Origin of the sequence: Dehalobacter sp. DCM, from assembly GCF_024972775.1 — a bacterium.
GTDB lineage: Bacteria > Bacillota > Desulfitobacteriia > Desulfitobacteriales > Syntrophobotulaceae > Dehalobacter.
In genome coordinates this window covers 4,468,614-4,489,270 of record NZ_CP092282.1, presented here as the reverse complement: position 1 = coordinate 4,489,270, position 20,657 = coordinate 4,468,614, and the positions used below count along the sequence as shown (strand labels likewise).

Genomic DNA, 20,657 nt, shown 5'->3' with positions numbered 1-20,657 from the left:
AACCATGAATCGGAAGGAAAAATTTATATGGTGGGAACGATTGTCAATGTTGCAGCCATTATTCTCGGAGCAGCAATTGGTTTATTTTTCGGCAAAGCCTTCCCTGAACGGTTAAGAAATATACTAATTCAGGCTATTGGTTTATCCATACTAATCATAGGACTGCAAATGGCATTAAAGACGAATAACATTTTAATTATGATCCTAAGTATGGTACTTGGCGGATTGATTGGTGAAGCGATAGGTATAGAAGCAGGATTGAATCGCTTAGGTGAATTTTTTGAGAAAAAAATATCGTCTAGAGGAAACGATCAGTTTAGTAAAGCGTTTGTAACCACCAGTCTAATCTATTGTGTTGGTGCCATGGCTGTTGTTGGGGCATTGGAGGATGGATTAAATGGCAATCATAGCATTCTCTTTGCCAAAGCCGCCCTTGATGGAATTACTGCAATTGTATTTTCTTCGTCTATGGGTATCGGCGTGGCAGCATCCGCATTTCCAGTGTTGATCTACCAGGGTTGTATTGCTCTGTTTGCCGGGCTATTACAGGGAGTGCTTTCTGATACAATCATTCTAGAGATGAGCGCAGTGGGTGGTTTGTTAATATTCGGAATCGGAATCACGATGTTGGGTATGAAAGAGATCCGGGTGGGTAATTTATTGCCCGCGATTATTTTTGTCATTCCGTTTGTTATCCTGTTTCAATATCTGGGTATTTACTAATTATTAGGGGGAATATTTTTGTTGTCATTGTTGGGCCCGGTAACGTTAGCTATAATAATAACTGCTGCAGTTACGCTCATTATTGCTCTTGTTGCCATAATCATGACCTTCAGCCTTCGTAAACGAATGAGAGAATTTGAAAATGCCTACGTCAGTCTGCAAACGTTATTATCAGGAACACCGATTGAGGACTTATTGAAGGAAAATTTAAACGAAGTAAGCAATCTAAAACAAATGCTTAACAATCATAGCTCGCGACTTGTCTTAATTGAAAATAAGCTCCGCAGCGGAGTGGACCGAGCAGAACTTATACGATTCAATTCATTTAAAAATATGGGTGCCGATCTAAGTTTTACACTGGCGTTATTAAATCAGGAAAAAACAGGTGTCGTTTTAACTGGGATTCATAGCGTTGAAGAATGCAGGATCTATGCAAAGCACATCGAGAAAGGGCAGGCAAAAGTAAAGCTAAGCCCTGAGGAAAAACAAGCTATCGAAAAGGCCTCAACCAATAATATTATTGTTTAAGAAATGCTCTTTTTGTAATGGTTGTAGGTTTCAGAAAACAAGTTGCATAGGACCTCCGACATTTGCCAAACGATATTTAACCGTGTATTTTGGAGGACCATATACTGCATAAAACCGTTAATATTGACTATGCCGGTAAGATGGATGTCCCCAACTGCCGGCAGTTCTTTTTTTACCGCAGTACCTGGCTTTAATGGGCCATCCGAAAGACTGATACAGCCGATGGCATTTGATGGTCCGAGACAGGCATCAAGGGCAATGACAAAGGGGTTTTTAAAAGCGAGATAGACGGCTTTGAGTGTGTTGTCTAAGTTTTCTGCATGGACAGGATCGCTCAAAGTACCTAGAACAGTTAGGCCTGGAATTCCAATTTGGTTGAGCTTTGTTCCGGTTAAAGGCCCTAGAGAATCACCTGTTGACCTATCCGTACCGATACATATTAAAACGATGGGTCTGGAGAATGTCGATTGGAGATATTCCAGAAGTTTGTTTTCAAGAAGGTCTAACCCTTTCTTATCGCTATAGTGGGCTCTTATTTGTCGGTTATTTAAAAAAAGTGAATCCAAATCACTAACCTCCAAGAAAGCTTCTCGTTAAGTTTATTTCCAAAATTAGTTATACTTATGCGTATACGTTAAAAATCATGAGAAGAGTTTGTTATCCAATCATTCCCATAATATAATAAGTAGATATACTATAAATAATAAAAGCAGAGGAAAAAAACATGGATAGATTTCTCATTATCGGCACAGCCGGCCATGTCGATCATGGAAAAACACAGCTAATTCAAGCATTGACGGGAATTAGCACAGACAGACTAAAAGAAGAAAAGGAACGCGGAATTTCTATTGAGTTGGGATTCGCTTATCTCACGTTGCCTGACGGAAGAAAAGCAGGCATTATCGATGTTCCTGGACATGAAAAGTTTGTGCGCCAAATGTTGGCCGGAGCCAGCGGTATGGACATTGTTTTGATGATAATCGCGGCGGATGAAGGAGTAATGCCTCAAACCTTAGAACATCTCGCTATATTGGACATACTAAAAATTCAAAAGGGCATCGTCGTTTTGACCAAAGTTGATTTGGTTGAACCAGAATGGTTGGATATGATTGAGCAAGACACCAGAGAAATATTGAAGAGTAGTTTTCTTTCTGATGCCCCCTATTGCAAGGTATCATCCATCACCGGTGAGGGTATTCCCAATTTATTAGAAACAATTATTAAGCTACTGGAGAAAACGGAAGGAAAACGCGCAGACCTCCCAGCCAGAATGCCAATAGACAGGGCTTTCTCGATACGTGGATTTGGGACAGTCGTTACTGGGACCTTGATTAGCGGGACATTTCAAAAAGGACAGGAAGTATCCATAGAACCAGGTGGTCTTACAACGAAGATAAGAAATATACAGGTACACGGCCAACAGGTTGACAATGCCTATGCAGGTCAAAGAGCTGCGCTGAATATCAGTAATTTGGCGGTCGATGATATACAAAGAGGAGCTAATCTCGTCGTATCCGGTCATTTTACGGTGGGACAAGTCCTCGATGTTGAAATCTATAATCTCCCTTCTGAAAAAAGAGCAATTAAACAAAGACAACGCATTCACTTTCATGTTGGAACTTCGGAAACATTAGGCCGCATCCACCTTCTTGACCAGGAGGAATTAGCGCCAGGCGAAAAAGGGTATGCTCAAATTATTCTGGAAGAGCCTGTCCTGGCTGCAAAGGGTGATAACTTTGTTGTTCGATTCTATTCGCCGGTTACAACTATCGGCGGGGGAACAGTGCTTGGTATGGCGGCTCTTAAGCAAAAAAGATTCAAGGAAAAGGTGCTGAATGAATTTCGGATCAAAGCAGAAGGCAGTATCAGTGATTTAATAAAAAAAGAGCTCTCTTTTCCGTTATCTCTGGATGAAATAAGAAAAAAGACAGCACTTGCGACTGATGAAATTAATCAAGATTTGACTATGATGCAAAACGATCAGATTATCATTGCCCTTTCTGATGAAGGACAGGAATATTATTGGCTAATGGATTCTGCCAAAGATTGGGGAAATAAGACCTCTGCCGAAGTAGAAAAATATCAAAAAAATAACCCGCTGCGCGGCGGGGTGGGCAGAGAAGAATTAAAGAAGATCCTGAAAATTGACTTACCACTGCGTAAATGGCAGCTCATGCTGGAGTGGGGTTATGTTAACCAATATTATCGGTTGAGCAGCAGTCAGGTTGAATCTGCTGCCGATATTGCCTTACCGGATACGATTCGCAATCAGCTCGATACACTAAGGAAAACGTGGGAAGAAGCGGGATTAAATCCACCGGCGCCGGAGTCTGTACTTGGTAAGCTCGGTATACAAATTTCAAAATTTCCAGATTATGCTGGATTCTTAACAACTAAAAAAATCTGGCTTTCTGTCAGCGGTTATTATTTTTCGGCAGCGGCGATTGAAGTAGCAAAAAAATTACTTGTGGAGTACCTTGAATCCAAGGGACAAATCACGGTTTCTGAAGCACGGGACTGTTGGCAAACATCACGCAAATATGCTGTACCGCTATTAGAATATTTCGATTCAATCAATGTAACCCAGAGAAATGGGGATATTCGCGTCTTGAGTTAAGCAGTTTCAAACAGGTTAAGCCCAGTTACTTTTTTGTTCCTTTTAATATATATTCGTTAGGCTGATCATGCGTAATTTGTACATGATATCCAGCTACTCTTAAAAAACGTTCAACATTGATTTTTGATGTATCATTATCAACAAGAACAACAATTTCCTGTGGATCACTGGCTAAAGCTCTCTTTGTAAAAATAACCGGCTCCGGACATGAGTAGCCTCTGGCGTCTACTTCTTTCAAGGGATCAACTCCTTAGTCATTTTATGATATATCTTATTTTAACACTATAAAAATTTCAGCGCAATTCAATTACGCAACAAGCACAATCGGCGATAATACGAACAGCATTAGATATTCATGTATATTTACATAAATATAGCATGTAAATATACATGAATATTAGAATGTATATTTACAGAAATAAAAACTAAAAACATACATGATAATAAACACGTAAAATAACGTTAAAATTAGTGAGTTAGTATAGTATAAATATAGTAATCTATCTTAATTCAGTTAAATAACACTGTTGCATATGATGTGCATATTAATAATATTTACATGATAATTTACAATATATTTATCATTAATATTATGCCTAATATATTAATGAATCATTTACATTAAAATATACTTATATTTTTCACTTAAATATACATAATAATTTGTTATATACTGAATAAGCATGGGATATATCCTGAAATTTATCGACACTATTTCCATTATTCCAGGCTAGAAAATACAAATCTTACCGGTTTTGTATAAAAAATTGATTAATTCCCAAAACACAACATTGAGTGGTTCGACATTTAAAGCTATAATGTGGTAGAATAAATCTTAAGTATTTTTCATATAAGGGGATATAGGATGGCTGGTGCTGTCCCCGGACTTCAAATCCGTGTGTCGGGACGCAGAACGTTCCGAGGTGTGTTCGATTCGCACATATCCCCGCCATTCTTGACAAGGAGTGGACGACATGAATACATTTGATTATATCTTACTGGTATTGCTGGTATTGAGCGGCATTACCGGATTTCATAAAGGGCTGATCACCGGATTGTCGCGATTAATAGGTAATCTCGCAGCAATCGGTATCGCGGTATTTTTTCACAAGCCCTTTTTGAATGTAATTGAACCTGTTTTTGGACTTGAAGAAAGGCTTAAACCGAAAATCGTTGATTTTCTGACAAAGATTGCAGAGAATAAAGCCAGTGGAACAGATGGTGGAATCACAGATACCGTTACTCAGTCAATTATTGGACAGACTGCTCCTGTATTGACGGACTACATATTAAAAATTGGATCTGTACTTGCCTTGTTTATATTAGTAGTCTGCATCATCAATATCATTATTGCTTTGGTTATTACACCATTAGCTAAAAATTTAAGCTTTATTAACCGTGGCGGTGGGTTTATTTTTGGGCTGCTTACTATGTTGATTGTCCTATCCTTGATTTTGGGATTTTTCTCACCAATTTTAACCACAGCCGACATTGCTCTATTTAAAACTAGCGATTCGCTCTTATTCCCATGGTTTATGGAAGGATACGATATATTGTTATCCGTCATTTCCGCTTTTGCCGGTGATATCTTTAGAAATCCGTTGGAATCGATACCCCTGTTCCAGGGTATAACTGTATTATAAAAAGAAGGTTATTTCATGAATTTATTTGTGGGCGATATCGTCCGTTTAAGGAAATTCCATCCATGTGGCAATGCGGACTTTAAAATAATGCGTACAGGTATGGATTTTAGGATCGAATGCTTAAAATGCGGCCATCAAACGTGGATTACCCGGCCTAAACTGGAAAGGAACATCAAAGAGATTGTTTCGCATAGCGAAGAGAATCCGTGAATTAATAGGGGACATATATTACAAGGGGGAACATCATGTCACTGTATGTAGGTATCGTTGGCTTGCCCAATGTCGGCAAGTCAACACTTTTTAATGCAATAACTAAAGCTGGGGCTGAATCAGCAAATTATCCTTTTTGCACCATTGATCCCAATGTCGGTATCGTACACGTTCCCGACTTTCGGCTTAATGAACTCGCAAAAATTGTTAATCCTGAACAGATTGTACCGGCTGTTGTTGAATTTGTAGATATTGCCGGTTTAGTAAGAGGTGCCAGCAAAGGGGAAGGTCTGGGGAATCAGTTTCTTTCTCATATCCGGGAGGTGGATGCTATTGTTCATGTGGTTCGTTGTTTTGAAGACGATAACGTTGTTCATGTTGAAGGCAAAATCGACCCTGAGAGAGATATCGATACGATTCGTATGGAGCTTATCCTTGCCGATATGGAGATCGTATCTCGGCGCCAGGTAAAACTTATCGGAATGATCAAGTCCGGAGATAAAAAAGCAAAAGTGGAAGCAGACGTGTTGGAAAAACTCATCGGAAAGTTTGATCAGGGGATCCCTGCCAATATGGCTGGACTTGATCAAGACGAGAGAGATCTTTTAAAAACCATCAGTTTACTGACCATGAAACCGGTGATTTATGCTGCCAATGTATCAGAAGATGAGGCATCAAAGGGTGAGAATAACCCATATGTGCAAAAAGTAAAAGAAATCGCTGATGCGGAAGGGGCGGAGGTCATACCCATATGCGCTAAAATCGAGTCAGAAATTGCCGAGCTTGACGATGAGGAAAAAGAATTATTTATGCAGGAGCTCGGATTGAATCAATCAGGGCTTGACCGGCTCATCCAAAGCGCATTCCGGCTGCTCGGACTGATGACATTTTTTACAGCCGGCCCTAAGGAGGTAAAGGCCTGGACGATTCGACAGGAAACCAGAGCCCCACAGGCTGCCGGTACGATTCATACCGATTTCGAAAAAGGCTTCATCCGGGCTGAAGTAGTCAAATATGAGCATTTTATGGAAAACGGCGGTCTTAACGGAGCCAAGGAGAAAGGGCTTTTTCGCTTGGAAGGCAAAGATTATATTGTTCAAGACGGCGATATTATGCATTTTCGCTTTAATGTTTAAACTTGCCAAAAGAATATATGGATGATATAATAATTTGATGTAGAATTTAATTCCCTGCTCCACACGTTGTGTGGGGCCATTTAGTCCGAGGGGAGGTGCATTTATGCAAGCGTACGAAAACATGTACATCATTCGGCCGGATCTTGATGAGGAAGCGGTAAAAGCTAACGTTGACAAGTTCGCAGAGGTTGTTACTGCCAATGGCGGTTCAGACCTCAAGGTCGATGTATGGGGCAAAAGACGCCTGGCTTACGAAGTTAAGAAGTTCAATGAGGGTGTTTATGTTCTGATGAACTTTAACGGTGAAGCGCGTACGGTTGACGAATTGGAGAGGCTGATGAAAATTTCTGATGCTGTTATCCGGTTTATGACCACAAAAAAGGAATAGGAATGCGGAGGGGTTAAGATTGTTAAATCGTGTTGTACTTATAGGGCGATTGACGAAAGACCCTGAATTGCGCTATACGCCAAATGGTGTCGCTGTGGCATCATTTACCTTGGCTGTTGACCGAAACTATAAGAATAGTCAGGGTGAAAAAGAAACAGATTTCATTCCCTGCGTCGTTTTTCGACAGCTAGCCGAACTTTGTGCCAACTATTTGGCTAAAGGCAAACTAGCAGCTGTTGACGGCAGGATTCAGGTTCGTTCATTTGATGGTCAGGATGGGCAGAAAAGATGGGTTACAGAGGTCCTTGGGGAGAATGTACGTTTCCTAAGTCCTAAGGATGGTAACGGGGGGTCTGTTTCCGCTCAGAATGATTTTGGATCTTTTGCACATGAAGTCAGTCTTGATGACGATGTGCCATTTTGATTGAAGGGGGGAGCGTTCAGTGGCTAACGCTGCCGTTAAAAAAGAACGGGGACGCCGTCCGCGTAAAAGAGTTTGCAGCTTTTGTGTTGACAAAGTCGAAAGCATCGATTACAAAGATACACCAAAATTACGTAAATACATTACTGAAAGAGGTAAAATCTTGCCTCGCAGAATTTCCGGTAATTGCGCCAAGCATCAAAGACAAGTTACAATTGCTGTTAAACGGGCTCGCAGCATCGCGTTGCTGCCCTACATCATCGACTAGTAAAGAGAGGGAGCATTACAGCTCCCTTTTTTAATGGAATAAAGAAGGAGTTTGAGCTAGTTTCCGCGAAATGTTTATAAACATTTTAGCAGGAGGGTTATGTCGTGGAATGTGTGTCATTAGATATTGTTAAATGCTCCAAGGTTATAGAGGAATTGAAAGTCGAACTTCTCAGAGCGCAATATCTGGTTCAACAGGGAACCCTGAATGCGTCTCAGGAACATCTACTGGAAAGTATGGCTGGGTTAGTTGGTTTAAGTTACCTGCTAACACGCAGACTGGGTTATGATTTTTCTCGCTTAGACAGGGTACTCTATAATCAGATGGCGCAATGGCAGAAGGATGATTTTCTTAATTTGGAAACGGAATGGGGAGATTTGAGCCTATTGCTAAATTATCTCGTTCCTGAAGAAGACTGATACAGGGGTAGTTAAATGGTTATAAGCGATAAGGATGCATTTCGCTATGTATCCCGGTTTGTTTTAGTGGGTGTGCCGATACTCGCGTCTTTTTTTTCTGTATGGAGCTGGATTATTGAATGTATCATTCTGTTGACCTTTTTTGTTCAGACAAGAAATTCAGGTTTCCGGCAGACAGCAATTTTACTGGGGATTGGCTATGTTTTATCCCTGATTCCTGTTATTCCCTCGGTCTCAATCGGTGTAGACAGTCTGGTTCAGATCGGTTTTACACCCTTGGCGGGGCTTCTTCTTGTTTTGCTTAAAGAAAAAGGGCTTTCAACCAGTCACAGTATTTTTTGGGGCCTGATAATGGCGATGCTGCTCAGCGCAATACCCGCGCTTCCGGCGACTATCGCCGCGCTCCAGCCGGATATGTTGGACAACGCGATTACGGGTACCTTACAGCTATACAAGGATCAGGGGCTGACGCAAGCTTTGGCAGCACAGGGAATGACAGAACAGCAACTCGAAACCATGTTGCGTATGATCATCCCCATGGTTTTCCAATTGATGCCGGCTTTTCTCGCTATTGTTGGTATGTTGGAATTTGGATTGATCTATATCGTCTTTAGGTTTTTTATTGACAAGATAAAACCAAAGCCAATGGCCTACTGGAAGTTGCCTTGGTATGCTGTCTGGTTGGCAATTATTGGTCTTAGTAGCTACCTTGGCGGAGACTATTTGGCGAATACCGTGCTTAAAATTATCGGGATGAATGTCATGGCAGTAGCGGCTGCGTTATCCTTCGTTATGGGATTAGTCTGCTTGGCGTATGTCATAAAAAAATACAGACTATCGCCCTGGCTTGTGGCCATTCTGGTAATTATTGCACTGATAATGTCCCCGTTTATATTAATGACTATCGTATTCATTGGTTTGTTTGATATTGCCTTTAATAATAGAAAGGTTCCCGAGAAAACGGAGGGAGATAAAAAATGAAAGTTATTTTAAAAGAGGATGTTAAATCTTTAGGCAAGAAAGGTAAAGTCTGTGAGGTTTCGGACGGTTATGCCCGAAATTTTCTTATTCCCCGCGGGCTGGCAGTAGAGGCAACCCAGGGAAATGTCCAGGATCTTGCCCATAAACAACGACTTGAAGATAAGCGTAAACAAAAAGAGAAGCAGGAAGCTCTTGATTTATGTGAAAAGATCAAGACGCTCAACCTTGTGTTAAGAGTTAAAGTTGGTGAAAAGGGAAGACTTTTTGGTTCAGTTACCAATAAAGAGATTGCTGACGTATTAGAAAAAGAATATGGACTAAAACTAGATAAGAGAAAGATTGAAGTCAAGGAATCAATCAAAGGGTTAGGAGAATTTCCGATTACGGTGAAACTTCATCCAGAGGTAACCGCAAACCTTTCGATTACGATTGAAGCTATATAGATCCCAAACTTGGTTAACTTTCAATCATAATCAGTGATAAAATTTATTGAGCTTGGAAAGTTGACTTTGTACGAGTTAAACAAGGAAGTGACCGCGAGTGAAAAGCTTACTAAAGAAATTTATCCGTCAGGATAGTCCGGATAATCCACAGGAAAGCGCAGACAGCGTGGAAAGTATGAGTGAGTTTCTGACACTTGAAGTTGATGCGCTTTACGTGGTTCTTTCTAACTTATATGGAACGGATAAGCTAATATTAAAGGCCAGTAAGTTAGAGGCGTTGCCTTTAATGCGTTCTGAACGGTTGGAGGATAGAATCGTCGGACTTCAGAAGTTAGTCAATGATGATCCGACAGACAAGCCGCTTCCGGATTTGGCGGATATTCCAAACATCCTGCAGGAAATCGAAGCACAAATCGCTGAAGTTGTTGCCAAGCGCTCTGTCGAAGATCGCCTGAATCAGGCAGTGCAGGAAAAAATGCAGGAACGGCATGAAGAGTATATCAAGGAAATCAAAACCCAGGTCCTCAAAGAAACGAGCGGTCCAGAAAATGCGCAGACACTTCGTAAACTCGCTCAATTAGAAAAAATGAATGCGACGCGGCCAGTTTCCTCTGCGATCGAAGTGCTGCGCCCGCGTACACCGGAGGAGATCATCGGCCAGGAGAAAGCACTGCAGGCTCTTTTGGCTAAACTGGCAACACCTTTTCCCCAGCATATATTGATTTATGGACCTCCCGGCGTTGGAAAAACCTCTGCGGCCAGAGTAGCCTTGGAGACAGTAAAAGAATTCCCCGATTCGCCATTCGGTAAAGATGCTCCATTTATCGAAGTGGACGGTACAACGTTGCGGTGGGATCCACGTGACGTCACCAATCCCCTTCTGGGATCAGTGCATGATCCCATTTATCAGGGAGCAAAACGCGATCTGGCAGATACTGGGATTCCGGAACCCAAACTCGGACTTGTAAATGATGCCCATACCGGTGTGCTTTTTATTGATGAAATTGGGGAGATGGATCCGACTCTTTTGAACAAACTGCTTAAGGTCTTGGAAGATAAACGCGTTAATTTTGAATCATCATATTATGATCCGCTCGATCCTCAAATCCCGCTATATATCAAGAAAGTATTTGAGGAAGGCGTACCTGCGGATTTTGTTCTTATCGGTGCAACGACGCGGGAACCGCAGGATTTAAATCCGGCGCTGCGTTCTCGTTGTGCGGAAGTTTATTTTGAACCATTGGAACCGGAACATATTAAACATATCGTTCGTCAGGCTGCAGAAAAACTCGGGGTCTGTCTGGATGAAAATGTCCCGGAAATCATCAGCGAATACATGATTGAGGGTAGAAAGTCTAACAGCATTCTCTTGGATGCTTATGGTTTGGCTCGATTCCGTAATCCCGGGCAAAAGCAAATTATCATTAACGAAGAAGATGTTCGTGAGGTGCTGCGATCAGCTAGGCTCACTCCGTTTGTTCAGAAACGGGTTTCCGAAGCGAGTGACATCGGCCGAATTCTTGGGCTGGGTGTTGCCGGGTTCCTGGGATCAGTTTTAGAAATCGAAGTTAAGGTATTCAATGCCGAGACCGGTAAGGGTAGTATTCGTTTTAACGAGACAGCCGGTTCCATGGCTCGAGACGCCGTCTTTAATGCGGCGGCCGTGATTCGGAGTCTTACCGGTGAAGATGTAAAAAACTACGATTTGCATGTCAATGTAGTAGGCGGCGGCAGGATCGATGGCCCTTCAGCAGGATTGGCAACGACTATGGCCATATATAGTGCCTTAAAAAAGCAGCCGCTCAAGGGTAATGTCGCAGTGACGGGAGAGATCTCCATTCAAGGCAGGGTAAGACCGGTGGGTGGTATCTATGAAAAAATATTTGGCGCTAAGCAAGCTGGCGTTCATACCGTGATTATACCTAAAGAGAACCTCGAGGAAGTGCCTTCCGGATTACGTGGAATCGAAGTAATCGCTGTCGAAAATATAGAAGAAGCAATAAAAATTGCCGCAGCGGAATAAATGACACTTATTCATAACATTCTGTGTCGGAAATGACAGCAGCTCATGGTATAATAGGTGTAGATGTCGTATTAGACAGTGTTGGGGATAAACAAGGAGAATAGAACGCATGGAACTTCTGAAAGTTCCTCCTCATAATCTTGATGCTGAGCAGGCCGTGTTGGGGTCTTTAATGCTGGATTCCCAGAAGGCCAGTACCGTGTTCGAGATTCTATTTCCGGAGGATTTTTACCGCGATGCCAATAAAATTATTTATCAAGTAATCAGGGATATCTTTGAAAAAGGCGACCCCGTTGATCTTGTCACGGTAGCCGAAGGGCTTCGTCAATCCGGAAAGCTTGAAAGCGTCGGTGGTATTGGGACGATTTCTCAGATAGCCGGCGCTGTTCCGTCTGCAGCTAATGTAGAACACTACGCGCGTATCGTTGCTGAAAAAGCCTTGCTTCGTCAGCTGATCCGAATTGCCGGTTATATAGCAGAAAAAGGTTATGAGACTGGCGAGGAAGCACTCGGTTTACTCGAAGAAGCCGAAAGACTCATCATTGAGATTTCTCAGAAGAAATCTAAAGAAGGGTTTGTCACGATCAGAAGCATCTTGCTGAAGACGTTTGATAAAATAGAATACCTCTATGCCAATAAAGGTAATTTAACAGGTGTACCCACTCATTTCAGGGAACTTGACCGTATCACATCGGGTTGGCAGTCTTCGGATCTGGTGATTATCGCCGCCAGGCCATCAATGGGAAAAACAGCCTTAGTATTGAATATGGCTCAAAATGCAGCAGTAAAATCGAAAATACCTGTTGCCGTGTTCAGTCTGGAAATGTCCAAAGAACAGTTAGTGCAGCGTATGCTCTGTTCTGAAGCGATGGTAGATCAACAAAGAGTTCGGACCGGCGAGCTACTCGATGCCGACTGGCCAAAGCTGACACAGGCTGTCGGACCGTTGTCGGATGCCCCGATATTTATCGATGATACCGTCGGCATATCCTTAGCTGAACTTCGGTCCAAAGCCCGAAGGCTAAAAATGGAATACGGTCTAGGCATCATCATCATTGATTATCTTCAGCTCATGACTGTTGGCAAAAAAATGGAAAGCCGTCAGCAGGAGGTGGCCCAAATATCCAGAGGTCTGAAAGGGGTTGCCAGGGAGTTATCCGTACCGGTTATCGCCCTTTCTCAGCTTAATCGCGGCGTTGAGCAACGTCAGGATAAGCGTCCGATCATGTCCGACCTCCTGGAATCCGGTTCTATTGAAGCGGATGCTGATGTCATTTCCTTCATCTATCGCGATGAATATTATCATCCGGATTCTGAGAAAAAGGGCATTGCAGAAATTATTATTGCCAAGCATCGTAATGGTCCTGTAGGAACAGTCGAACTGGGCTATCTGAAGGAATTCACCAAGTTTGTCAATCTCGACAGGAATTATAATTAATATACGAACATTCAACCGTCCATTAGAATGAATGTTCGGATTTTTGTTGACAACGACGGTCAATCATTGATAAGATTAGAATGTTTGGGATGACTCATGCATGAAATGGGGGATTTACATTGGCGGCAGTCGTACTTATCGGCACCCAATGGGGTGATGAAGGAAAAGGCAAAATAACGGATTTTCTTGCAGAGAAAGCCGACATGGTGGTCAGATATCAAGGCGGAAACAATGCCGGCCACACCGTTGTGATCGGTAAAGAAACGTTTAAACTTCATCTGATTCCATCCGGTATCTTTTATTCGGAGAAAGTCTGTGTCATAGGAAACGGCGTGGTTATCGACCCTAAGGTCTTAATCGAAGAACTGGATTATCTGGATAATCGCGGTGTAAAAACATCAAATCTCAAGATCAGTAGCAGTGCGCATGTGATCATGCCATACCATCGTATATTAGATGCACTGGAAGAAGAATCCAAGGGCGATAAAAAGATCGGAACAACAAAACGCGGGATTGGACCGGCATATAAGGACAAGGCGTCCCGTACCGGGATCCGCATTTCAGACTTCTTGGATAAAGAGGATTTAGCTGCAAAGCTTCAGGATAATCTGAAGGAAAAAAATCTGCTGATTACGAAAATATATGGCCACGAACCGCTGAAATATGAAGACGTACTTGAAGAGTGTCTAATGTATGCCGAGCGAATCCGTCCCTACGTTGTCGATGCTTCGCTGGAGATAAATAATTGCCTGGCTGACGGTAAAAAAGTACTGTTTGAAGGCGCCCAGGGTACATTACTGGATTTGGATCATGGCACATATCCTTATGTAACGTCATCCAATCCAATTGCCGGCGGAGCCTGTGTCGGCGCTGGGGTGGGACCTACCCGAATCAGTAAGGTTGTGGGGGTTGTCAAAGCCTATACGACCCGAGTCGGAGAAGGCCCCTTTCCCACGGAATTGACCTGTCAAATGGGTGAGTTGATTAGAGAAAAAGGCGGCGAATACGGGACAACAACCGGTCGTCCGCGTCGCTGTGGTTGGTTGGATGTTGTGATTATGCGCTACGCAGTTCGGGTCAGCGGCATATCTGATTTTGCATTTACCAAACTGGATGTGCTTACCGGAATAGAGTCACTAAAAATATGTACCGGCTATCGCTATCAAGGCCAAATTTTACGTGAATTTCCGCAAAGTCTGAAGGTATTAGCTGAATGCGAAGCCATATATGAAGAAATGCCCGGCTGGCAGGAAGACCTGACGGGGATTACCGAGTATGCGCAGCTGCCTGTTCAAGCCCAAAATTATATCCAACGTTTTGAAGAACTGACCGGTGTTTCTGTGACGATGCTTGCGGTCGGCCCCGGACGGGACCAGACCATCGTCAGAGGCGATATCTTTTAAACTGATATATTAAGTAATAATATATAAAATTCCTAAATAAAAAGAGAAATATTGAATCAAGCTCTTGACATGATAGATGCTGACATAGTAAAATTTTAAATTGTGATCCCGAGCCATTAGCTCAGTCGGTAGAGCATCTGACTTTTAATCAGGGTGTCCCGCGTTCGAGTCGCGGATGGCTCACCAAATATGTTTAAAACGCTTGTGTCCGTAAAGGTGCAAGCGTTTTGTGTTTTTTGGTAAATTCAATTCACACATCAATTCCGAGTATTTTTAATTTGCGATATAACGTGGATTTGCTTACATCTAACAATTTTGCGGCGATGCAAATATCCTTATCAGCCTTTTTTAGAGCGTTCATCATAACGATTCTTTCTGCTTCTTTAATCGAAAGGACATGACTTAATTCTTCTATCGGTACTGAATTGGTCCCTACTTGCTTTTCATAACTTACTAGGGTTTTTTCATATTGATTTTGAACCGGGTGATTGTTTAAAATTTCCTCGGGTAAATGTTTAGGTAGAATGACATCGCCGTCAGAGATACTCAGTGCATATATAATGGCACTTTCCAGCTGTCTGACGTTCCCCGGCCAAGCATATCTGAGCAGTTCAACCTCTGTATCCGTGCTGAGCTGGGGCAGTTTTCCCGTCCGACAGTGTTTGATAATAAAATACTTTGCCAGAAAAATAACATCCACTCCACGGTTACATAGGGACGGAATTTTGATTTTAAGAACAGAAAGACGATAATATAGGTCCTGCCTGAACTGGTGAGTGTGTATCATGGACTCCAGGTCTTTATTTGTTGCTGCAATCAGTCTAAAATCAACCGTTCGGTATTTATTGCCGCCGATACGTATCACTTGTTTATCTTCCAGGACGCGGAGCAATACCGTTTGTAGTTCAACGGGCATCTCGCCGATTTCATCCAGAAAAAGCGTGCCTCCTTGCGCCAGTTCGATTTTCCCCGGATTGCCGTATTTTTTTGCTCCGGTAAAAGCACCGCTTTCATATCCGAATAATTCGCTTTCAATCAAGTTATTGGGTATTGCCGCGCAGTTTAAAACGATAAACGGGCCTGTCGGTGCGATGTAATTATGGATTGCTTGCGCAAACAATTCTTTACCAGTTCCGCTTTCACCTAGAATAAGAATATTGGCCGTAGAGGAAGCAAAGCGCTTGGCTAAATCTCTAGTTTGGGCTATCTGCGTACTTTCCCCTTTAATGCTGTCAAAATCAAAAATTGTCTTTGAGCCTGTACCGGCAGAAACAACTCGATCCGTTTTTTCGAGATTGTTAATCCGGATGACGATACCACCGGTCTGTTGATCGGAAGAGAACGGCTGGATTGTAAAACGATAGGTCTGATAACCGTCCGCTTTGCGAACACCAATATCAACGGCTTCAATATATTGGTTTTTTCGCAAAAGATCATCCAACGGGTTGTCTTTCACCAAATATTCTCGAATATTTTTGCCAATTGCGGATTCCGCATCCTCATCGATAACTTGGGTTGCTAAAGCATTGATATGCTGAATTGTGCCCTCAGCGCTGATAATGATAATTCCTTCCGTCAACAGTTTAATCGCCGTTTGTAAAGCCGTATTCGTACTTTCATACTTCATTGTGTTATATTTCAGATTCAGCTGAGATTTGATCGCCATTGCCATAGATGTGACCCATCCCAGCGTATGAAGCTGCAATTTGTGATAATCTTCCTGCCAAGGATCTTCACCCAGTTTCTGTACTAATGTGAGTACGGCAATCGTATTTCCTGTGCTGTCGAAGATTGGCGCAGCAGAAGAAATATCACTTTGCAGGATCGAAGGGAAATTTTCAGGGCCTAAAAGAGTCATTGGCTTTTGGTGGATCATTGATAAGACATGAGCACATGTCCCGATTGTCGATTCATTCCAAATCGTCCCAAGAGCAACATGATCGCCGAAACGGTCAACTAACGTGGTGTTTCCGCTGCGGTAAAGAATAACCCCTCGATCGTTGGTTAATGACACGATGTAGCCTGACTCTGTGAGCAATGGTTTATAACTGTCAATCAACGGCAATGCGATGCTTATAAGATCCGAATTTTCCAGATAAAGCGATTCCAATTCAATGGCTGTTATCGACGGCGCTGCTAACATCGACTCTGCCGTCAGGCCGTAGTTCCGAGAACGAATCCAGGAATTTGCGACTTCCTGGCTCACATAAGGCGATACTGTCGGATCTATCCCTTTTTCCAGAAAGTCTTTTTTACATTGAATAATCCCCTTCCATCGTTCTGGCGTGTGGGACATCGGCGTCATATCCAAAAAAACATGGGTATCCGGTTTGGGCTGTGGATCCATTCTTAGGCCTCCAATTAAGTAAAGGTGACAGCATTATCTTTCTTATTATAACAAAATAGCGATATATTCGCAAATATTAGAATTTATTCTTAAATATGCGAATATATCTTATATTTGCGTTTGATAATTTCTATTAATCGGCTATCTTTAACAGTAAAAGTTGAAATAATCGCTATCTTTGTGAAATATATTATTTGGCATGCATCTTGCAATCTAGATTACCGCAGTCGGATACGACGATCAAATAATCTATGAAGGAGGCTACAGAGAATGGCAAAAAACAATGCCAAAAAAACCTGTTATAAAGGAATTGGGATGTGCGGCTTTGGCTCAGGGTCCAATTCTGCTGAAGTCGACGTACAGGATGGTAAAATAGTCCGGATACGTAACTTTCGTTATGACCAAAAGTATACCCCGGAACACATGAGACCTTGGAAAATGGAGGTAAACGGAAAAACCTTCGAACCGACAATGAAATCGCTTTTACCACCTTACAGTATGATTTATAAGAAAAGGGCGTATTCCGCCAACCGAATTCCTTATCCCATGAAAAGAGTGGACTGGGATCCCGAAGGAGAAAGGAACACTGAAAATAGGGGCATCAGCAAATTTGTACGAATTTCTTGGGATGAAGCAACAGACCTCATCGCCAAAGAATTAAAAAGAGTAAATGCCAAATATGGTCCTTATGCAGTCTTAGCTCAAGGAGACGGCCATGGCGAAACGAAAACGGTTCATGCAGCACATGGCTGTCAAATGAAACTGCTGGACCTTATGGGTGGCTATACACTCCAGGCCAGAAATGCAGACAGCTGGGAAGGTTGGTACTGGGGAGCCAAGCATGTATGGGGTCAGGACCCGGTAGGACAGGGAAAGCAGACCAACCTGTTTAAGGACATTTCCGAAAACTCGAAAATGGTACTTTTCTGGGGATGCGACCCCGAAACCACGACATGGGGGTGGGGCGGACAGCAAGCCAGCCGCTTATGTTATTGGTTCAGTGACATTGGAATTAAATCGGTTTATATTTGCCCGGATCTGAATTATGGAGCGGCCATCCACGCCGACAAGTGGATACCCGTTTTGCCGAATACCGACCTGGCCCTGCAATTTGCGATTGCCTATGTTTGGATAACTGAAAATCTTTATGACGAGGAATATATCAAAACGCATACTATCGGTTTTGAATATTTGAAACGTCATGCCCTTGGTGAAGACAATACGGAAGCAAAAACGCCGGAATGGGCTGAAAAAATATGCGGGGTCCCTGCCTATACGATTAAAGCATTGGCTAGAAAATGGGCCAAAGAAGCGACATCGATTGCTCACTGTAACGGCGGATCGTATATACGCTCTTGCTATTCCCATGAACCGGCCCGTATGGAAGTGTGTTTATTGGCGATGCAGGGGTTAGGTAAACCCGGCCGCGGCCAGGTAAAGTTTATTGAATGGCAATTATTTGGCATGAATGAGCAGATGCCTGCACCCCGAAGCGAAGTGATTCCCAATGTTAAATCTGCGTATACCGGCTGGCGTTATACAATGTCACCGCAATTTCTGCCTAAAACGCTGATCGCAAAGGCGATTCTGAGCGATGAACCACTGACGTGGTATGGACAGACAATGGCCGGTTATCCGCGGGAGGACCAGTTCATGGAGTATCGCTATCCGATCGAAGACGGTGGTTCTGAGATTCATATGATCTGGACTGACACACCATGCTGGACAACCTGTTGGACCGAAGGCAACGAAATGATCCGCGCGCTGAGAAGCCCTAAAGTGGAATGTGTAGTGGCTCAGCACCCCTGGCTGGAAAACGATTGCCTCTTTGCCGATATTATTTTGCCGACAAATACTAAATTTGAAACAATGGATATTTCCGTTGATACTTTAAGCGGGAATTTTAATCATCTCTTCTTTGAAGATCAGTGTATTGAACCCATCGGAGAATCGAAGAGCGACTGGGAAGCTGTCGGCGAGGTTGCGAAAAAGCTTGGACTATATGATGCGTATACCGACGGCAAAGATGCCATGGGCTGGATCAAAAAAGGCTTTATGGATTCCGGCCTTGCTGACCGTCTCAGCTTTGAGGAATTCTTAGACAAAGGATACTATATGGTACCGACTGCTGAGGGCTGGGAAAATGACGTTCCAGGATTCGGTAATTTCTGCAATGACCCTGAGAATTATCCTTTGGAAACTTCCTCCGGTCTATTGGAAATCTACTCTGAAGATCTGGCTGATGTTTTCCCGGATGACAAAGAGCGGAGACCTTATCCGCAATGGATCGCTTACGGCGAAAGCCATTCGGAGAGTTTTTTGCACCCGAGATCGGAAACTTTTCCGTTCCTACTGGTATCAAACCATCCACGCTGGCGGGTTCATGCTAACCTCGATGATATTTCCTGGTTGAGGGAAATCCCAACCTGTAAGGTAAAAGGCAGCGACGGTTATCTCTATGAACCAATCTGGATCAATCCTGCCGATGCCGAACCGCTTGGCATCCAAAACGGAGACGTAATAAAGCTGTTCAACGATCGCGGCTGGGTTTTAGGCGGTGCCTATGTTACTGAAAGAATCAGACCGAATGTAATTTATCAGGACCATGGCGCGCGTCTGGATCCCATCGATGCCGGTACCGGTGACCGCGGCGGAGCCAACAACCTGATCTGCCCCTCAATGACAGTGTCGAAAAACTGTGCTGGCGAGGTCACCAGCGGCTTTTTGGTTAATGTAGAAAAATGCAATGTCGATGCGTTAAAAGCAGCATATCCTGAAGCGTTTAACAGAAATTATGATCCGGGTACAGGCGTCTGTCTCTCATCCTGGATTGTCGGAGGTGTGAAATAATGAAAGTATTTGTTATCGATGTTGCACGATGTAATGGTTGCTATGGCTGTCAATTGGTTTGCAAAGATGAACATGTCGACAATGACTGGTCTCCGATTGCTAAACCGCAGCCGGACATGGGCCATTTCTGGATGAAAGTCAGTGAAACGGTTCACGGCAGTGTACCCAAAGTTAATGTCGCTTACTTTCCCCGCCTATGCATGCATTGCGACGATCCCGCTTGCCTAAGACACGATGACAGCGGTGCCGTATACAAACGTGCGGACGGATTGGTTATTATTGACCCCGCTAAAGCGAAGGGAAAAAAAGCGTTGACTGATGTTTGTCCATACGGCGCAATTTATTGGAATGACGCCTTGGAAGTTCCACAAAAATGCACTGGCTGTGCACATCTGGTCGACGAAGGTGAACTGCCGCGCTGTGTCGATGCCTGCGCAACAGAAGCGATCAAATTCGGAGAAGAGGAAGATTTCCGCGATCTGATTGCTCAGGCTGAAGTCATCCAGCCGGAACTGGGATTGAAACCTAGAGTATACTATTTGAATCTGCCAAAATTATTTGTGGCTGGGGTCCTCTACGATCCCCAAGTGAACGAAATCATTGAAAATGCCGAAATCACCCTTACCGATCTGTCTTCGAAAACAAATTGGACAACGAAATCTGATGATTTCGGGGATTTCTGGTTCAGACGCCTTGATTCAGGGCAATATTCGCTCATGATTCAGGCCGACGGCTATAAGTCCTATGAAATTACCGCAATTAATCTGGACAAAAGCGTGAATATCGGTGCGATTCCGATGGAAAAATTAAACTAATCTT

The 20,657-nt window shown here is 43.1% G+C and carries 20 protein-coding genes and 2 tRNA genes; 19 read left to right on the top strand and 3 right to left on the bottom strand.

Going from position 1 to position 20,657, the window contains the following annotated elements; all coding sequences use genetic code 11:
- Positions 1-27 precede the first annotated feature (27 nt).
- Both LPY66_RS20865 and LPY66_RS20860 read left to right on the top strand, forming a co-directional pair.
- Positions 28-723 carry a DUF554 domain-containing protein gene (locus LPY66_RS20865; RefSeq protein WP_337986151.1) on the top strand — a complete coding sequence of 232 codons (696 nt, stop codon included), beginning with the start codon at positions 28-30 and terminating at the stop codon, positions 721-723.
- An 18-nt stretch (positions 724-741) separates the two neighbouring features.
- Positions 742-1,251, top strand: coding sequence for a DUF4446 family protein (locus LPY66_RS20860; RefSeq protein WP_337986150.1), 510 nt, complete (start codon positions 742-744; stop codon positions 1,249-1,251).
- Here LPY66_RS20860 and yyaC read toward each other — a convergent pair.
- Positions 1,248-1,817: a spore protease YyaC gene (gene yyaC / locus LPY66_RS20855; RefSeq protein ID WP_337986149.1), complete on the bottom strand. Its 570-nt coding sequence runs from the start codon at positions 1,815-1,817 to the stop codon at positions 1,248-1,250. The two genes, LPY66_RS20860 and yyaC, sit on opposite strands and share 4 nt — an antisense overlap.
- Before the next feature lie 158 nt (positions 1,818-1,975).
- On the opposite strand from yyaC, the gene selB reads away from it, so the two are divergent.
- Positions 1,976-3,868 carry a selenocysteine-specific translation elongation factor gene (selB, locus tag LPY66_RS20850; protein WP_337986148.1) on the top strand — a complete coding sequence of 631 codons (1,893 nt, stop codon included), beginning with the start codon at positions 1,976-1,978 and terminating at the stop codon, positions 3,866-3,868.
- A gap of 25 nt (positions 3,869-3,893) precedes the next feature.
- Here the strand turns inward: selB and LPY66_RS20845 are convergent, their stop codons facing one another.
- The gene (locus tag LPY66_RS20845) at positions 3,894-4,106 is read right to left on the bottom strand and encodes a sulfurtransferase TusA family protein (RefSeq protein WP_337986147.1); all 213 of its coding nucleotides are present in this window, start codon (positions 4,104-4,106) and stop codon (positions 3,894-3,896) included.
- A gap of 616 nt (positions 4,107-4,722) precedes the next feature.
- Here LPY66_RS20845 and LPY66_RS20840 point away from each other — a divergent pair.
- From LPY66_RS20840 to LPY66_RS20775, 14 genes are all read left to right on the top strand, one after another.
- A tRNA-Sec gene (locus tag LPY66_RS20840) sits at positions 4,723-4,820 on the top strand.
- Positions 4,821-4,842: 22 nt separating this feature from the next.
- Positions 4,843-5,511 carry a CvpA family protein gene (locus LPY66_RS20835; RefSeq protein WP_337986146.1) on the top strand — a complete coding sequence of 223 codons (669 nt, stop codon included), beginning with the start codon at positions 4,843-4,845 and terminating at the stop codon, positions 5,509-5,511.
- Positions 5,512-5,526: 15 nt separating this feature from the next.
- On the top strand, positions 5,527-5,721 hold the full coding sequence (locus LPY66_RS20830) for a DUF951 domain-containing protein (protein ID WP_337986145.1): 195 nt from the start codon (positions 5,527-5,529) through the stop codon (positions 5,719-5,721).
- A gap of 35 nt (positions 5,722-5,756) precedes the next feature.
- Positions 5,757-6,857, top strand: a complete 1,101-nt coding sequence (gene ychF / locus LPY66_RS20825) for a redox-regulated ATPase YchF (RefSeq protein WP_337986144.1) — start codon at positions 5,757-5,759, stop codon at positions 6,855-6,857.
- 103 nt (positions 6,858-6,960) lie between these two features.
- Complete coding sequence (gene rpsF / locus LPY66_RS20820; RefSeq protein ID WP_337986143.1) at positions 6,961-7,245, top strand: 30S ribosomal protein S6; 285 nt, start codon at positions 6,961-6,963, stop codon at positions 7,243-7,245.
- Positions 7,246-7,264: 19 nt separating this feature from the next.
- Positions 7,265-7,669 (top strand): single-stranded DNA-binding protein, encoded by a 405-nt coding sequence (locus LPY66_RS20815; protein WP_337986142.1) that lies wholly within the window; start codon positions 7,265-7,267, stop codon positions 7,667-7,669.
- Positions 7,670-7,688: 19 nt separating this feature from the next.
- Positions 7,689-7,934, top strand: coding sequence for a 30S ribosomal protein S18 (gene rpsR / locus LPY66_RS20810; RefSeq protein WP_337986141.1), 246 nt, complete (start codon positions 7,689-7,691; stop codon positions 7,932-7,934).
- 104 nt (positions 7,935-8,038) lie between these two features.
- Entirely contained in the window at positions 8,039-8,353 is a 315-nt protein-coding gene (locus tag LPY66_RS20805; protein WP_337986140.1) for a MazG-like family protein, read from the top strand.
- Between the two features lie 15 nt (positions 8,354-8,368).
- Positions 8,369-9,334 carry a DUF2232 domain-containing protein gene (locus LPY66_RS20800; protein ID WP_337986139.1) on the top strand — a complete coding sequence of 322 codons (966 nt, stop codon included), beginning with the start codon at positions 8,369-8,371 and terminating at the stop codon, positions 9,332-9,334.
- Positions 9,331-9,777: a 50S ribosomal protein L9 gene (rplI, locus tag LPY66_RS20795; RefSeq protein WP_337986138.1), complete on the top strand. Its 447-nt coding sequence runs from the start codon at positions 9,331-9,333 to the stop codon at positions 9,775-9,777. Before LPY66_RS20800 ends, rplI begins: the two co-directional genes overlap by 4 nt.
- A 97-nt stretch (positions 9,778-9,874) precedes the next feature.
- Positions 9,875-11,800 carry a Lon family ATP-dependent protease gene (gene lonC, locus LPY66_RS20790; protein WP_337986137.1) on the top strand — a complete coding sequence of 642 codons (1,926 nt, stop codon included), beginning with the start codon at positions 9,875-9,877 and terminating at the stop codon, positions 11,798-11,800.
- 109 nt (positions 11,801-11,909) lie between these two features.
- Positions 11,910-13,238, top strand: a complete 1,329-nt coding sequence (gene dnaB, locus LPY66_RS20785; protein WP_337986136.1) for a replicative DNA helicase — start codon at positions 11,910-11,912, stop codon at positions 13,236-13,238.
- Between the two features lie 119 nt (positions 13,239-13,357).
- A complete protein-coding gene (locus LPY66_RS20780) occupies positions 13,358-14,641 on the top strand; it encodes an adenylosuccinate synthase (protein WP_337986135.1) in 1,284 nt (427 codons plus the stop codon).
- Between the two features lie 110 nt (positions 14,642-14,751).
- A tRNA-Lys gene (locus LPY66_RS20775) sits at positions 14,752-14,827 on the top strand.
- 64 nt (positions 14,828-14,891) lie between these two features.
- Here the strand turns inward: LPY66_RS20775 and LPY66_RS20770 are convergent.
- A complete protein-coding gene (locus LPY66_RS20770) occupies positions 14,892-16,988 on the bottom strand; it encodes a sigma-54-dependent Fis family transcriptional regulator (RefSeq protein ID WP_337986134.1) in 2,097 nt (698 codons plus the stop codon).
- A 270-nt stretch (positions 16,989-17,258) separates the two neighbouring features.
- Here LPY66_RS20770 and LPY66_RS20765 point away from each other — a divergent pair, with 270 nt between their 5' ends.
- Together LPY66_RS20765 and LPY66_RS20760 are read left to right on the top strand one after the other, a co-directional pair.
- The gene (locus LPY66_RS20765; RefSeq protein WP_337986133.1) at positions 17,259-19,838 is read left to right on the top strand and encodes a molybdopterin-dependent oxidoreductase; all 2,580 of its coding nucleotides are present in this window, start codon (positions 17,259-17,261) and stop codon (positions 19,836-19,838) included.
- A complete protein-coding gene (locus tag LPY66_RS20760) occupies positions 19,838-20,653 on the top strand; it encodes a 4Fe-4S dicluster domain-containing protein (protein WP_337986132.1) in 816 nt (271 codons plus the stop codon). Before LPY66_RS20765 ends, LPY66_RS20760 begins: the two co-directional genes overlap by 1 nt.
- Positions 20,654-20,657: the final 4 nt, after the last annotated feature.